This window comes from Nostoc sp. JL31 (genome assembly GCF_017114965.1).
GTDB classification, from domain to species: domain Bacteria; phylum Cyanobacteriota; class Cyanobacteriia; order Cyanobacteriales; family Nostocaceae; genus Nostoc; species Nostoc punctiforme_A.
Window position 1 is genome coordinate 42,911 of record NZ_JABXKO010000013.1, and the last position, 14,115, is coordinate 57,025.

Here is a 14,115-nt window from a genome sequence, read left to right on the forward strand (position 1 = left end):
CTCGCTCGTTGGGGAAAATGCTTGAAGAATGCAAATGCTTAGTGTCTTAAACGCCTTTAATTCTTTTCCCCTCGCCGAATTAGAAGTAGGACATCATTTCTACTGGCAGTTGGGCAATCTTAAAATTCATGGGCAAGTTTTTCTCACCTCATGGTTTGTGATTAGTATTCTAGTAGTGGCTTCAATCGCAGCTACTCGAAACGCACAAAGAATTCCCAAGGGCATCCAAAATTTGATGGAATATGCCCTAGAATTTATCCGTGATTTGGCAAAAAACCAACTTGGTGAGAAAGAGTACCGCCCTTGGGTGCCATTTATTGGCACATTGTTCTTGTTTATTTTCGTATCGAACTGGTCAGGTGCGCTAATTCCCTGGAAGCTCATCAAGCTACCTTCGGGCGAATTGGCAGCTCCCACCAATGACATCAATACGACTGTCGCATTGGCATTGCTGACCTCCTTAGCGTACTTTTACGCAGGTTTTAGCAAACGGGGTTTAGGCTACTTTAAGAAATATATAGAGCCAACACCTGTTTTGTTGCCGATCGCAATTCTAGAAGATTTCACCAAACCCCTCTCCCTAAGCTTCCGGCTATTTGGTAATATTTTGGCGGATGAATTGGTGGTAGCGGTGCTGGTGCTGCTAGTTCCTCTATTTGTACCTCTGCCTGTAATGGCCTTGGGTTTATTTACCAGTGCCATTCAAGCCCTGGTTTTTGCCACCCTAGCCGGAGCATACATTCATGAGGCAATGGAGGGGCATGGTGGAGAAGAACATGAGGAGCATTAAACTTCTCAGTTGATAGCACAGTTCCAAGAGCATGTTCGCTCAAAACATCGCAAAGCGCGATTTAAAGAACCCGGTGCAGCGTGAAAACCACGTTTCTAATCGTTAACGTAATGTCTGTTAGTTTTGTAATCAAAGCAAGGAAAATCAACATGGATCCATTAGTTCAGGCTGCTTCAGTTCTCGCTGCTGCTTTAGCGATTGGTTTAGCTGCAATTGGCCCTGGTATCGGTCAAGGTAACGCTGCTGGACAAGCAGTAGAAGGTATTGCTCGTCAACCTGAAGCAGAAGGAAAAATTCGCGGTACTCTGCTATTAACCTTGGCATTCATGGAATCCTTGACTATCTATGGTCTAGTGATTGCCCTGGTATTGCTGTTTGCTAACCCCTTCGCCTAATACCTGAAAGTTTTTGTGAGTGTGGAGACGTGAACCATCACGCCTCTACAATCGGAACTTTTTGGATATCTTAATAGTTCTAATGTTCAGTTGACCCTTATTGGCTATGGGTCTCTAAAATATGAAAGGTTGGATGATGTTGCTAGCCACGAAAACTGCTACTCCAGCCAAAGAGGAGACAAATGTTTGATTTCGATGCTACCTTGCCCTTCATGGCATTGCAATTCCTGCTACTAGCAGCTTTGTTGAATGCAATTTTCTATAAGCCACTGACCAAGGTACTAGACGATCGCGATAATTATATCCGAACGAATACCCTGGAGGCCCGGGAGAGCTTGGCTAAAGCCGAGCGTTTAGCCACCGAATATGAGCAGCAACTCGCAGACGCTCGCAGACAATCGCAAGCGACTGTAGAAGCAGCTCAACTGGAAGCTAAAAAAATTACTGCCGAGAAAATTGCTGAGGCCCAAAAGGAAGCTCAGACTCAACGAGAACAAGCTGCTGTTGAAATAGAACAACAAAAGCAGGAAGCTTTTCGCACCTTAGAGCAACAAGTTGATGCTCTAAGCAGGCAGATTCTAGAAAAACTATTGGGGCCAACTCCAGTTAGATAAGCTAACTAGACTGGTTCTGTGAAAGCATACGCGCAACTGGCCCCTAGTCCAGAGCGCTTAATTAAGTGTCAAAAAAGGCACTTTTTCCCCTTCTGGGGAAAGATACTTAATTTCCCTTCGGGGAAAAGATACTGAATTTCCCTACGGGAAAATACAACGTATTAGCAAGCGAGCAGCGCACTTGTAAATGGGTATCATGGGGACATTCTTATTACTTGCCGCAGAAGCGAACGCTGTTCACTCTGAATTGGCAGAAGGCGCAGCAGAAGGTGGTTTCGGTCTAAACCTAGACATTTTTGAAACCAATCTGATCAATCTAGCGATTCTGATTGGCATACTATTTTACTTCGGACGTAAGGTTTTAAGCAATATCCTGAACGAGCGACAATCCAATATTGCCACCGCAATTCAGGAAGCAGAAGGGCGCTTAAAAGAGGCAAAGACTGCCCTTTCCCAAGCGCAAGAGCAATTGAAGCAATCTCAGGCAGAGGCAGAACGCATCCGCCAATCTGCCACAGAAAACGCTCAAAAGACGAAAGAAGCCTTGTTAGCGAAGGCAGTGCAAGACGTAGAACGCTTGAAACAAACAGCAGCAGCAGATTTAAACACTGAAACCGATCGAGCGATCGCTCAACTGCGGCAACGGGTAGCTACACTAGCATTGCAAAAAGTCGAATCGCAACTCAAAAGCGGGATTGCCGACGATGCTCAACAAAGTTTAATTGACCGCAGCATCGCACAACTGGGAGGCAACGTATGACAAGTCAGGTAGCGTCAGCCGAAGTAGCCCAACCCTACGCACAGGCACTTTTGTCAATAGCGCAATCGAAAAATTTGACCGAAGAGTTCGGGGAAGATGCGCGTACTTTCCTGGGACTGCTCAGGGCAGACAAACAGCTACACAACTTCTTCAGCAACCCGTTTATTCAATCTGAGAACAAAAAAGCTCTCATCAAACAAATACTCGGTGAAGGCTCTAATACCTACTTACGCAATTTTTTGCTGATACTGGTAGATAAGCGGCGCATTGCATTCTTGGAAGATATTTTTCAACAGTATCTGGCGCTGTTGCGGCAGCTGAATCAAACCGTATTAGCGGAAGTAATTTCAGCCGTTCCCCTCACAGAAGCTCAACAGCAGGCAATCATCCAAAAGGTCATCGCCATCTCCAATGCTCGCCAGGTAGAACTAGAAACCAGGGTAGACAGCGAGTTAATTGGTGGTGTGATCATTAAAGTAGGTTCACAGGTAATTGACGCTAGTATCCGAGGTCAGTTGCGCCGCCTTTCATTGCGCTTAACTAATAGTTAGGAGTTAGGAGTTAGGAGTTAGGAGTTAGGAGTTAGAAGTTAGGAGTTAAGTAAATAGTAATTTATTTTGACTTTTAACTTGTAATTTTTGCATTTTTAACTCATCACTCTTAACTCATCACTCCTAACTGTTAACTCCTAACTCTTGAATTTTTCCGTCTCGAAAGCAAACAAGATACACACATGAGCATATCAATTAGACCTGACGAAATTAGTAGCATTATCCAACAACAAATCGAGCAATACGATCAAGAGGTCAAAGTTGCTAACGTTGGTACCGTTCTCCAAGTTGGTGACGGTATTGCCCGGATTTATGGTCTGGAAAAGGCTATGTCTGGGGAACTTTTGGAATTTGAAGATGGCACAATTGGCATCGCCCAAAACTTAGAAGAAGACAACGTGGGCGCGGTGTTGATGGGTGAAGGGCTAGAAATTCAAGAAGGTAGTTCTGTAACTGCCACTGGTAGAATTGCCCAGATACCAGTAGGAGAAGCCCTAATTGGCCGAGTTGTAGATGCCTTGGGTCGTCCTATCGATGGTAAGGGAGACATTAAGTCCCCAGAAAGCCGTTTGATTGAATCTCCAGCACCCGGTATCATTGCCCGTCGGTCTGTACATGAACCCATGCAAACGGGTATCACAGCTATTGACTCAATGATTCCCATTGGTCGTGGTCAGCGGGAATTGATTATTGGTGATCGCCAAACCGGTAAAACTGCGATCGCGATCGACACCATCATCAACCAAAAGGAAGAAGATGTAATTTGTGTATACGTTGCGATCGGTCAAAAGGCTTCCACAGTTGCGAACGTGGTACAAACATTGCAAGAAAAAGGCGCAATGGATTACACCATCGTCGTCGCCGCTAGTGCCAGTGAACCTGCAACCCTACAATACCTAGCTCCTTACACAGGTGCAACTATTGCTGAGTACTTCATGTACAAAGGCAAAGCTACCCTGGTAATTTATGATGACCTTTCCAAGCAAGCTCAAGCTTATCGCCAAATGTCCCTACTGCTACGTCGTCCACCAGGACGCGAAGCTTACCCCGGAGATGTATTCTACATTCACTCCCGCTTGTTAGAAAGAGCCGCAAAGCTGAGTGACGAATTAGGTAAAGGCAGTATGACCGCCCTACCAATTATCGAAACCCAAGCTGGTGACGTTTCAGCATACATCCCCACCAACGTAATTTCTATTACTGATGGTCAGATATTCCTATCTTCTGACTTGTTTAACGCTGGTATCCGTCCCGCTGTAAACCCAGGTATTTCAGTATCCCGTGTGGGTTCTGCCGCTCAAACCAAGGCAATGAAAAAAGTTGCCGGTAAGATTAAATTGGAACTAGCCCAATTTGACGATCTGCAAGCCTTCGCTCAATTTGCTTCTGACTTAGATAAAGCCACTCAAGACCAGTTAGCGCGGGGTCAACGGTTACGCGAACTCCTCAAGCAGCCACAAAATTCTCCCCTCTCGGTATACGAGCAAGTAGCAATTTTGTACGCTGGTATTAATGGTTACTTAGATGATGTACCTGTAAATCAAGTAACCACCTTCACTGCTGGTCTACGTGAGTACTTAAAGACTGGAAAAACCCAGTATGCACAAGGAGTACAAGCATCTAAAGCACTAGGTGACGCCGAAGAAGCTGCTTTAAAGGAAGCACTCACCGAATACAAGAAGACCTTCAAAGCTACAGCGTAATTAGTTATTAGTCATTAGTCATTAGTCATTGGTAAATAACTAATGACTAGTGACAAAGGACAAATGACAAATGACTAAGGACTAAGGACAAGAATATGGCCAATTTAAAAGCAATACGCGATCGCATTCAGTCGGTCAAAAACACCAAAAAAATCACAGAAGCCATGCGTCTCGTAGCTGCGGCTAGAGTGCGCCGGGCGCAAGAACAAGTGCTAGCAACTCGTCCCTTTGCCGATCGCTTGGCACAAGTATTGTATGGTTTGCAAACCCGTCTGCGCTTTGAAGAAGCAAACCTACCACTACTGAAAAAACGCCAAGTTAAGTCAGTTGGGTTGTTGGTAATTTCAGGTGATCGCGGTCTATGCGGCGGCTATAATAATAACGTTATCCGTCGTGCAGAAAACCGCGCCAAAGAAATTAAGGCAGAAGGTTTAAACTATCAATTTGTGATCGTTGGCCGCAAAGCTACACAGTACTTTCAACGCCGCGATCAGCCAATTGATGCCACTTATAGCGGCTTAGAGCAAATTCCCACCGCAGCGGAAGCCAATCAGATTGCTGACCAACTACTTTCCTTGTTCCTTTCGGAAGAAGTTGACCGCATCGAATTAATCTATACCAGATTCCTTTCATTAGTTAGCTCCCGTCCTGTGATCCAAACCCTACTGCCTCTTGATCCACAAGGTCTAGAAGCAGCGGATGATGAAGTCTTCCGCTTGACAACCCGTGGCGGTAAATTTGAAGTCGAACGGGAGAAAGTGACTAGCCAAGCCCGCACGTTGGCTCCTGACATGATCTTCGAGCAAGATCCAGTGCAGATTCTCGATTCTCTATTGCCCCTGTATCTGAGTAACCAGTTATTACGGGCGCTACAAGAATCGGCAGCTAGTGAACTAGCAGCGCGGATGACAGCCATGAGTAATGCCAGTGAAAATGCTGGTGAACTGATTAACACCCTCACCCTGTCTTACAACAAAGCCCGACAAGCTGCAATTACCCAAGAACTACTTGAAGTTGTGGGCGGTGCTGAAGCACTAACTTAGGTATAACTAATTATTTATTTGTAGTGCGTTGTAATATATAGCCAATTGCTAATTATTTTAAGATTAGCAATTGGCTATTTTAGTATTTGGGCAAAATTTTTTTCATTAACACATTTCAAGAATTGCGTATTATAATTGAAGTTATGAAGCGCATGGGTCCGTCACGGTTTCGACAGGTTGGCGAACGCTGCTCTGTGATTCAGGTCGAGAGTGAGTCTCCTCTCGGAAATCAAAGGCTCAAACAAAAAGTAAATGCGAATAACATCGTTAGCTTTGCTCGTAAGGATGCTCTAGTAGCAGTCTAAAACACCTCTTATAGGTTCGAGCGTCTTCGGTTTGACTCCGTTAAGGACTGAAGACCAACCCCCAACGGATGCTCTAGCAAGCGTTCTCTGGTTGGCTTGCTGGCTAAGATCAAATCAGAGCATCCTACGTTCGGGATAATGAACGATTCCCGCCTTGAGGATTAGAAAGGCTAAACCTGTGAATGAGCGGGGGGTTAATACCCAATTTGGACAGCAGTTCGACTCTGCTCGGATCCACTAAAAATAGTTAACAAGTCCACTTGGCACTGTAATGTGTAAGTGGGCTTTGTTTTATGGGAAACTCCCATCAGAATTTTCTATAATGCACAGCTAACTTGAGTTCAACGGCTAATATAGCAATACCGTTCAGTTAAGCCCAAGTAACAGAAAGAAGCGCAACAAGCACTATCTCTGCAAAAAGCAGGAACTTGTCAAGAAGATAATCGTGATGGTCATCCACGATCTAGCGATCGCATCTCAAAGGAAACGAGTGATTCGAGTCTAATGGTTTAATTAGCTAATGATGCTGTTTCTGGATTTGTGTGCGTGCGCTTCCAAACCTTCTTCCCCTTTTTTTCAGTACGCGTCGTAGTCGATCTGCACTCAAGTTTACTTGACGTTCAGATGCTAATTTTTTTGCTAATTGTTTAGAGTTATACGTCTCTGATTCTTGAGCTAGACAATTTTCGAGATAAACCAAATCTGATTCTGAATATCGAGGTTTTCCTCCTCGACCAGGAGCATCCCATAAACCTGCTAAACCCATTTTTTCCCAGCGATGAAGGGTTTGACGCACTGTTGAAATCGCCCAGTTCAAGCCTTTTGCAATTTGCTCATTTTTTAAACCACGAGTATTCAGCAGTAAAACTTGGGCACGATCCTTAGTACGTTGAGGAACATTTTTGGCTTTTCTCAACTCTTCTAAAGTCAGCTTTTCTTCTTCTGTGAGAAACACTTTTAATCGGCATCCCATAAACAATAACCTTTTACACAATCAATTTTTTTCACTCTTGTATCTATTTACATCTGTATACTGAATTAGTTAGGTATTTCATCATACATTCTAAAAAACTGAACTACAAGTATTAAGGATGTCGGCGTCTAATAAGGCTGCTACACGATAAGTATTGGCTTGAGAACACTATCAAAGTTTGCAATTTTTCATCAACAATGGATTTTTATAAAAAGTTAGGCATATCGAGATTACACCATTAATCTATATAGGCAAATTTATCCGACAGCCTGAAGCTGTAGCTTATAGCTATGACAAGAAAATTTGTTGGCGTTATCTTGATTAATGTTTAAAGTCGATAATAAAGGACTGTATCATTAAATTCTTGACATTATTCCTATGCTTACGGAGGTTTATCGAAACTTTAAAAATCTTTTTTACGCTAGTTTCCATTTGGATGGGCGGAAGAAGATATATAAGCCTAGTTCCTTTTTATTCAACTACTTTATGGAAATTTGACTTAATTATCTCTAAAAAAATATCTGTTTTATCGACTTTACATAAAGTTTATATTCTATGCCACCATATTTCTGATTAAGCCAACAACATATTGAATACCCATTGAATAAACTAATGCTAGCAGCTTGTTTGATGATTTTTGGAACCTAATCAGATTTGTCCCACCTTTCCTACTTTTCCCACCTTTCCTACTTTTTCTAATTAAGGGAGTACCCAAAAAAATAAATTTTTCTACTTAATAAATATATGCTCTGACAATATTAAGCATTACAAGTAATTTTGATTTGGTAGCTCGGTCAGTAATCTAATATTGTTTAAATTATGCTTTTCTAGTTAAAAATATAATCGTTATGATATTTTTGGATTAAGATAAAACCAGATAAATAGCCAAAATAAGCATTCAGTAAAATTTAGGTATAGATTAATATTTAGTAAATTTTTTGAGTCATGTTTTTTGCTAAAAAACAGCAATAATTGATACAAGTTAAACTTTTCAAAAACTGATATTTATTACAACTTCAAATAAAAATAATAGGGAGAATGGGGGCAGAAGAAAAACCTGTTAATTTGCGCTCGGAGACGAATAATGGTAGCGATCGCAGAGAACGTTCAACATCGGCTAACTATACAAACTGTAGAAATTGCCCCTAACACAACGGCGATTCGCTCTCTTGACTGGGATCGCGATCGCTTTGATATCGAATTCGGACTGCAAAACGGTACAACCTACAATTCATATCTAATTAGGGGCGAACAAACAGTTTTGATTGATACTTCTCACCAGAAGTTTCGCGATCTGTATTTAGAGACCCTTAAAGGTCTTGTTAACCCCAAAACAATTGATTATATAATTGTTAGTCACACAGAGCCAGACCATAGCGGCTTAGTAGAAGATGTCCTCCAGTTAGCTCCTAGAGCTACCGTCTTAGCCTCAAAAGTTGCGCTTCAGTTTCTGGAAGGGTTAGTCCACGATCCTTTTAGTAAGCGGGTTGTGAAAACTGGCGATCGCATCGATATCGGCAAAGGACACGAAATGGAATTCGTGAGTGCGCCTAACCTGCACTGGCCGGATACAATCTTTAGCTTTGACCGCAAAACCCAAATTCTTTACACCTGTGATGCTTTTGGGATGCACTTCTGTGATGATCGCACCTTCGACGAAGATTTAGAAGCGATCGAAGCTGACTTTAGATTTTACTACGACTGCTTGATGGGTCCTAACGCTCGTTCGTTGCTGAATGCGATGAAGCGGATGGGCGATCTCGGAAAGATTAATATTATCGCCAATGGTCACGGTCCGTTATTATACCACCATTTAGATGTTCTGACAGGGTGTTACGAAAATTGGAGCCAAAAACAAGCTAAAGCAGAAACAACAGTTGGCTTGTTTTTTGTCTCAGAATATGGATATGGCGAGCGCCTTGGTCACGCAATTGCCGAAGGTATCCTAAAAACTGGCGTTGGCGTAGAAGTACTGGATCTGAGTACTGCTGAAAGCCAAGAAATTCAAGAACTAGCCGGGAGAGCAGCTGGCATCATTATTGGTATGCCCCCGACTACTTCCGCCGCCGCCCAAGCTAGTATCAGTTCGGTGCTAGCTGTCGCCAAGAACAAGCAATTTCTTGGGCTGTTTGAATGTTACGGTGGGGATGATGAACCCATTGATACACTCCGCAGACAATTTCTTGACTCTGGCATCAAAGAAGCTTTCCCACCCATTCGGATTAAAGAGACTCCCAGCGCATCAACATTCCAGTTGTGTGAAGAAGCGGGTAAAGACATCGGACAATTGCTAGTGCGCGATCGCAACATCAAGCAAATCAAGTCCCTTGATGTCAACATGGAAAAGGCGCTGGGTCGCATTAGTAGTGGACTATATATAGTCACCACGAAAAAAGATAATGTCTCAAGTGCAATGCTGGCATCCTGGGTAACGCAAGCGAGTTTGCAACCATTAGGATTCACAATTGCCGTTGCTAAAGACCGCGCCATTGATTCCTTAATGCAAGTAGGCGATCGCTTCGTCCTCAACGTTTTGGAAGAAGGCAATTATCAAGAACTCAAGAAACACTTCCTCAAGCGCTTGCATCCTGGTGCTGACCGCTTTGCGGGAGTGAAAACTCAAACCGCAAAAAACGGTTCGCCAATTCTGGCAGATGCTTTGGCATACATGGAATGTGAAATACAAACCAGCATGGAATGCAGCGACCATTGGGTTTTATACTGCACCGTCCAAGAAGGTCGTGTCTCCAAAAACGATGGATTGACAGCCGTTCGCCATCGCAAAGTAGGTAATTACTACTAAGAAAGAGGCAAGAGGTAACAGGTGACAGGGGACAGCAAAGAAAACTATCCCCTGTTTCCTATGATCTATACCCCATAACCTATTCCCTGTTCCCTATCCCCTATCCCCTATTCCCTAACTTTATCCAACAGCTATGACCAATTCCAAGCCACGCGACGTACAAGTTTTACCAATTGCTACCAATACTAAAGCTATCAGAGCGCGTAGTTGGTCACGTCTGCGGTTTGAAATTGAATACGCACTTGAAAGAGGCACTACCTCCAATTGCTATTTAATTGAAGCTGATAAAACCGCACTTATTGATCCACCACCAGAAAGCTTTACCGAAATTTATTTAGAGGCATTGCGGCAGACTATAGATTTGCAACGTTTGGACTATATCATCCTGGGTCATTTTAGCCCCAATCGAGTTGCAACCCTCAAAGCAATTTTAGAACTAGCACCACAGGTAACTTTTGTCTGTTCTCTTCCCGGTGCGAACAATTTGCGTGCTGCTTTCTTAGAACAAGATTTGAAAGTCTTGGTGATGCGGGGGAAAGAAACTCTGGATTTAGGTAAGGGCCATGTTTTGAAATTCTTGCCCACACCCAGTCCGCGTTGGCCGGAAGGACTTTGTACCTACGATCAGCAAACCCAAATTCTCTACACAGATAAGTTATTTGCAACTCATCTTTGTGGTGATGAAGTGTTTGATGATAATTGGGAAGCGCTCAAAGAAGACCAGCGTTACTACTTTAACTGCCTGATGGCTCCCCAAACTCCTCATGTGCAAGCAGCTTTGGAGAAAATATCAGATTTGCAGGTGAGAATGTATGCTGTGGGTCACGGGCCCTTAGTACGCACCAGCTTAATCGAACTTACCAAAGCTTATGGAGAGTGGAGCCGTTCTCACAACGATCGCGAAATTTCCGTTGCCCTACTTTACGCTTCAGCTTACGGGAATACGGCGACTTTAGCACAAGCGATCGCTCTGGGATTAACTAAAGGTGGAGTCGCAGTCAAATCGATTAACTGCGAATTTGCTACCCCTGATGAAATTCGCATCAACCTCGCACAGTCAGAGGGTTTTATCATCGGTTCTCCTACCATCGGTGGTCATGCGCCAACTCCCATTCATACTGCTTTAGGTATCGTGCTATCAAGCGGTGACAACAGCAAACTCGCTGGGGTTTTTGGTTCTTATGGCTGGAGTGGCGAAGCATTTGACTTAATTGAAGGTAAACTGCGGGATGCTGGATATCGCTTTGGTTTTGACACCCTGAAGGTGAAGTTTAAACCAGATGATGTCACTCTCAAATTCTGTGAAGAACTCGGTACAGACTTTGCCCAAGCACTGAAAAAGGCTAAAAAGGTACGCGTACCCCAACAAGCCGCTACTCCAGTGGAACAGGCTGTTGGCCGGATCGTTGGTTCCGTTTGTGTGGTGACAGCGAAACAAGGAGAAGTGTCTACCGCGATGTTAGGTGCTTGGGTTTCTCAAGCTACCTTCAATCCACCCGGAATAACAGTGGCGATCGCTAAAGAGCGAGCGATCGAATCTTTGATGTATCCAGGCGGTAAATTTGCCTTAAATATTCTACCTGAAGGCAATCATCAAGACTACATGAAACATTTCCGCAAATCTTTCGCGCCTGGGGAAGATCGATTTGCCAACTTTAGTACAGCAGTTGCAGATAATGGTTGTACCGTCCTTACCGACGCATTGGCATATTTGGAATGTTCAGTCAACCAACGTCTGGAATGTGGCGATCATTGGGTTGTGTATGCAACCGTGGACGAAGGGAAATTACTCAAGCCTGATGCTGTGACTGCCATCAACCATCGGAAAACAGGCACTCATTATTAGATAGTCAGAAGTATAAGTTAACGAAACCGCCTTAGCTCGAATATAGCCAAGGCGTTTGATGAGAAAATTCTCTTTTTTCTGGGATGGGCAAGATGGCCATCCCAGTTTTTGGCGTTGCTGAATCTAAGTATGAATCATGCGATCGCCTCAAGCTTGCGTGTGCTACGCGCCCGCAGCGCCTTCTCTACGAGACGCTACGCGTTGGCGGAAGCCTCTCGCAGAGAAGGCGGTTCGTTAAAAAATTGACTTGAATAACAAAGTTTTAGGCTTAACTGAACCGTATTGTTGTATATTTCATAATATTGGTTAATTTGTTGACGAACTTCTGTGTTGTTCATATTTTTGAGACTCTTTTAGTTTTCTAATTCTGCCAACTTCTGTTGAGCAAACTTCCGCACTTCTTCATCTAGGTCATTCTCTGCTCTGTCGCGCAACAGTAAAGTCTGCGGATGCTGAAGAAATTGCTTAATAATTATCTCTAGTGCAACGCGCCGAGGATTGGTTTCATAGTCTCGCTTACGCTCAAAGGGGTCATTGATAGCGCAGTTGTAGTAAATTTCAAACAACTCAGGCTGATTTCTGAAGTGTTTCGCTAATGCTTCGATGGCTGCACCTCGGACATCCCATTGATTATCAGTAGTGGCACGTTCTTTGAGAAACGAGCGGGTGTTCGGGTCATCTTTGAAATTGCTGGCTAATGCTTTGATGGCTACACCTCGGACATAATCATATTTATCAGCAGTGGCGCGGTCTTGAAGAATCGAGTGGGTATCTGGGTCATCTTTGAAATTGCTGGCTAATGCTTGGATGGCTACACCTCGCACATAATCAGATTTATCAGCAGTGGCACGGTCTTGGAGAATCGAGCGGGTGTCTGGGTGATCTGGGAAATTGCTGGCTAATGCTTGGATGGCTGCACCTCGCGCATAATCAGATTTATCAGCAGTGGCACGGTCTTTGAGAATCGAGCGGGTGTCTGGGTTATCTAGGAAATTGCTGGCTAATGCTTTGATGGCTGCACGTCGCACATACCATTTATTATCAGCAGTGGCACGGCCTTTGAGAATCGAGTGGGTGTCTGGGTTATCTAGGAAGTTGCTGGCTAATGCTTTGATGGCTGCACGTCGCACATACCATTTATTATCAGCAGTGGCACGGCCTTTGAGAATCGAGTGGGTGTCTGGGTTATCTAGGAAGTTGCTGGCTAATGCTTTGATGGCTGCACGTCGCACATACCATTTATTATCAGCAGTGGCACGGTCTTTGAGAATCGAGCGAGTGTCTGGGTCATCTTTGAAATTGCTGGCTAATGCTTTGACGGCTGCACCTCGCACATACCATTTATTATCAGCAGTGGCGCGTTCTTTGAGAAACGGGTGGGTGTCCGGGTCATCTTTGAAATTGCTGGCTAATGCTTCGATGGCTGCACATCTGACATTCCATACATTATCAGCAGTAGCGCGGTCTTTGAGAATCGAGTGGGTGTCCGGGTGATCTTTGAAATTGCTGACTAATGCTTTAATCGCTGCACACCGCACATTTTCATTATCAGCAGTGGTGAGGTCTTTGAGAATCGAGTGGGTGTCCGGGTGATCTTTAAAATTGCTGACTAATGCTTTAATCGCTGCACGCCGCACATTTCCATCATCAGCAGTGGTGAGGTCTTTGAGAAACGGGTGGGTGTCCGGGTCATCTTTGAAATTGCTGGCTAATGCTTCGATGGCTGCACATCTGACATTCCATACATTATCAGCAGTAGCGCGGTCTTTGAGAATCGAGTGGGTGTCCGGGTGATCTTTGAAATTGCTGACTAATGCTTTAATCGCTGCACACCGCACATTTTCATTATCAGCAGTGGTGAGGTCTTTGAGAATCGAGTGGGTGTCCGGGTGATCTTTAAAATTGCTGACTAATGCTTTAATCGCTGCACGCCGCACATTTCCATCATCAGCAGTGGTGAGGTCTTTGAGAAACGGGTGGGTGTCCGGGTCATCTTTGAAATTGCTGGCTAATGCTTCGATGGCTGCACATCTGACATAGTTTTTATTATCAGCAGTGGTGAGGTCTTTAAGAAACGAGCGGGTGTCTGGGTCATCTTTGAAATTGCTGACTAATGCTTCGATGGCTGCATCTCGCACATACTGATAATTATCAACAGTGGCGCGGTCTTTAAGGCAGTGTAAGGCATCACGGTTATCTTTCCAAATTGCGGCGATTGTTACAACTGCTTGAATGCGAACTTCCTGAACTAACTTGAACCTATCCCACTAATAATAGTTTGTTAATCCAGATATGAATTGTAGCAAGGTCAATGAATGCGTCAAAGTAAACT

11 protein-coding genes and 1 other RNA gene are annotated in these 14,115 nt (G+C 44.0%); 10 read left to right on the forward strand and 2 right to left on the reverse strand.

The genetic code is table 11. The features are described from left to right. The first annotated feature begins 28 nt into the window (after nt 1–28). The 8 genes from atpB (at nt 29) to ssrA (ending at nt 6,401) form a co-directional block, all read left to right on the forward strand. Nucleotides 29–790 (forward strand): F0F1 ATP synthase subunit A, encoded by a 762-nt coding sequence (atpB, locus tag HWQ43_RS01020; RefSeq protein WP_012411161.1) that lies wholly within the window; start codon nt 29–31, stop codon nt 788–790. Between the two features lie 149 nt (nt 791–939). Next, nucleotides 940–1,185 carry an ATP synthase F0 subunit C gene (atpE, locus tag HWQ43_RS01025; RefSeq protein WP_013192016.1) on the forward strand — a complete coding sequence of 82 codons (246 nt, stop codon included), beginning with the start codon at nt 940–942 and terminating at the stop codon, nt 1,183–1,185. A gap of 182 nt (nt 1,186–1,367) precedes the next feature. After that, nucleotides 1,368–1,799 (forward strand): F0F1 ATP synthase subunit B', encoded by a 432-nt coding sequence (locus HWQ43_RS01030; protein ID WP_094351161.1) that lies wholly within the window; start codon nt 1,368–1,370, stop codon nt 1,797–1,799. Nucleotides 1,800–1,986: 187 nt separating this feature from the next. Beyond that, a complete protein-coding gene (locus HWQ43_RS01035; protein WP_292729031.1) occupies nt 1,987–2,559 on the forward strand; it encodes a F0F1 ATP synthase subunit B in 573 nt (190 codons plus the stop codon). Further along, nucleotides 2,556–3,110, forward strand: a complete 555-nt coding sequence (gene atpH, locus HWQ43_RS01040) for an ATP synthase F1 subunit delta (protein WP_292729033.1) — start codon at nt 2,556–2,558, stop codon at nt 3,108–3,110. Before HWQ43_RS01035 ends, atpH begins: the two co-directional genes overlap by 4 nt. Nucleotides 3,111–3,292: 182 nt before the next feature. Next, complete coding sequence (atpA, locus tag HWQ43_RS01045) at nt 3,293–4,813, forward strand: F0F1 ATP synthase subunit alpha (RefSeq protein ID WP_292729036.1); 1,521 nt, start codon at nt 3,293–3,295, stop codon at nt 4,811–4,813. Between the two features lie 95 nt (nt 4,814–4,908). Then, entirely contained in the window at nt 4,909–5,856 is a 948-nt protein-coding gene (locus tag HWQ43_RS01050; RefSeq protein WP_292729039.1) for a F0F1 ATP synthase subunit gamma, read from the forward strand. Between the two features lie 154 nt (nt 5,857–6,010). Beyond that, nucleotides 6,011–6,401: a transfer-messenger RNA gene (ssrA, locus tag HWQ43_RS01055) on the forward strand. Nucleotides 6,402–6,678: 277 nt separating this feature from the next. On the opposite strand, the gene HWQ43_RS01060 is transcribed toward ssrA, so the two are convergent. Next, nucleotides 6,679–7,134 (reverse strand): helix-turn-helix domain-containing protein, encoded by a 456-nt coding sequence (locus HWQ43_RS01060; RefSeq protein ID WP_292729042.1) that lies wholly within the window; start codon nt 7,132–7,134, stop codon nt 6,679–6,681. Between the two features lie 1,084 nt (nt 7,135–8,218). On the opposite strand from HWQ43_RS01060, the gene HWQ43_RS01065 reads away from it, so the two are divergent. Both HWQ43_RS01065 and HWQ43_RS01070 read left to right on the forward strand, forming a co-directional pair. Continuing rightward, nucleotides 8,219–9,937 (forward strand): diflavin flavoprotein, encoded by a 1,719-nt coding sequence (locus HWQ43_RS01065; RefSeq protein ID WP_292729044.1) that lies wholly within the window; start codon nt 8,219–8,221, stop codon nt 9,935–9,937. A gap of 133 nt (nt 9,938–10,070) precedes the next feature. Continuing rightward, entirely contained in the window at nt 10,071–11,783 is a 1,713-nt protein-coding gene (locus HWQ43_RS01070; RefSeq protein ID WP_292729047.1) for a diflavin flavoprotein, read from the forward strand. A 353-nt stretch (nt 11,784–12,136) separates the two neighbouring features. Here the strand turns inward: HWQ43_RS01070 and HWQ43_RS01075 are convergent, their stop codons facing one another. After that, nucleotides 12,137–13,921 carry a HEAT repeat domain-containing protein gene (locus HWQ43_RS01075; RefSeq protein ID WP_366932766.1) on the reverse strand — a complete coding sequence of 595 codons (1,785 nt, stop codon included), beginning with the start codon at nt 13,919–13,921 and terminating at the stop codon, nt 12,137–12,139. Nucleotides 13,922–14,115: the final 194 nt, after the last annotated feature.

Excerpts from the sequence above, each read along its gene's own strand:
- atpB (WP_012411161.1), top strand. The coding sequence starts at position 29 with ATGCAAATGCTTAGTGTCTTAAACGCCTTTAATTCTTTTCCCCTCGCC.
- atpE (WP_013192016.1), top strand. The coding sequence starts at position 940 with ATGGATCCATTAGTTCAGGCTGCTTCAGTTCTCGCTGCTGCTTTAGCG.
- HWQ43_RS01030 (WP_094351161.1), top strand. The coding sequence starts at position 1,368 with ATGTTTGATTTCGATGCTACCTTGCCCTTCATGGCATTGCAATTCCTG.
- HWQ43_RS01035 (WP_292729031.1), top strand. The coding sequence starts at position 1,987 with ATGGGTATCATGGGGACATTCTTATTACTTGCCGCAGAAGCGAACGCT.
- atpH (WP_292729033.1), top strand. The coding sequence starts at position 2,556 with ATGACAAGTCAGGTAGCGTCAGCCGAAGTAGCCCAACCCTACGCACAG.
- atpA (WP_292729036.1), top strand. The coding sequence starts at position 3,293 with ATGAGCATATCAATTAGACCTGACGAAATTAGTAGCATTATCCAACAA.
- HWQ43_RS01050 (WP_292729039.1), top strand. The coding sequence starts at position 4,909 with ATGGCCAATTTAAAAGCAATACGCGATCGCATTCAGTCGGTCAAAAAC.
- HWQ43_RS01060 (WP_292729042.1), bottom strand. The coding sequence starts at position 7,134 with ATGGGATGCCGATTAAAAGTGTTTCTCACAGAAGAAGAAAAGCTGACT.
- HWQ43_RS01065 (WP_292729044.1), top strand. The coding sequence starts at position 8,219 with ATGGTAGCGATCGCAGAGAACGTTCAACATCGGCTAACTATACAAACT.
- HWQ43_RS01070 (WP_292729047.1), top strand. The coding sequence starts at position 10,071 with ATGACCAATTCCAAGCCACGCGACGTACAAGTTTTACCAATTGCTACC.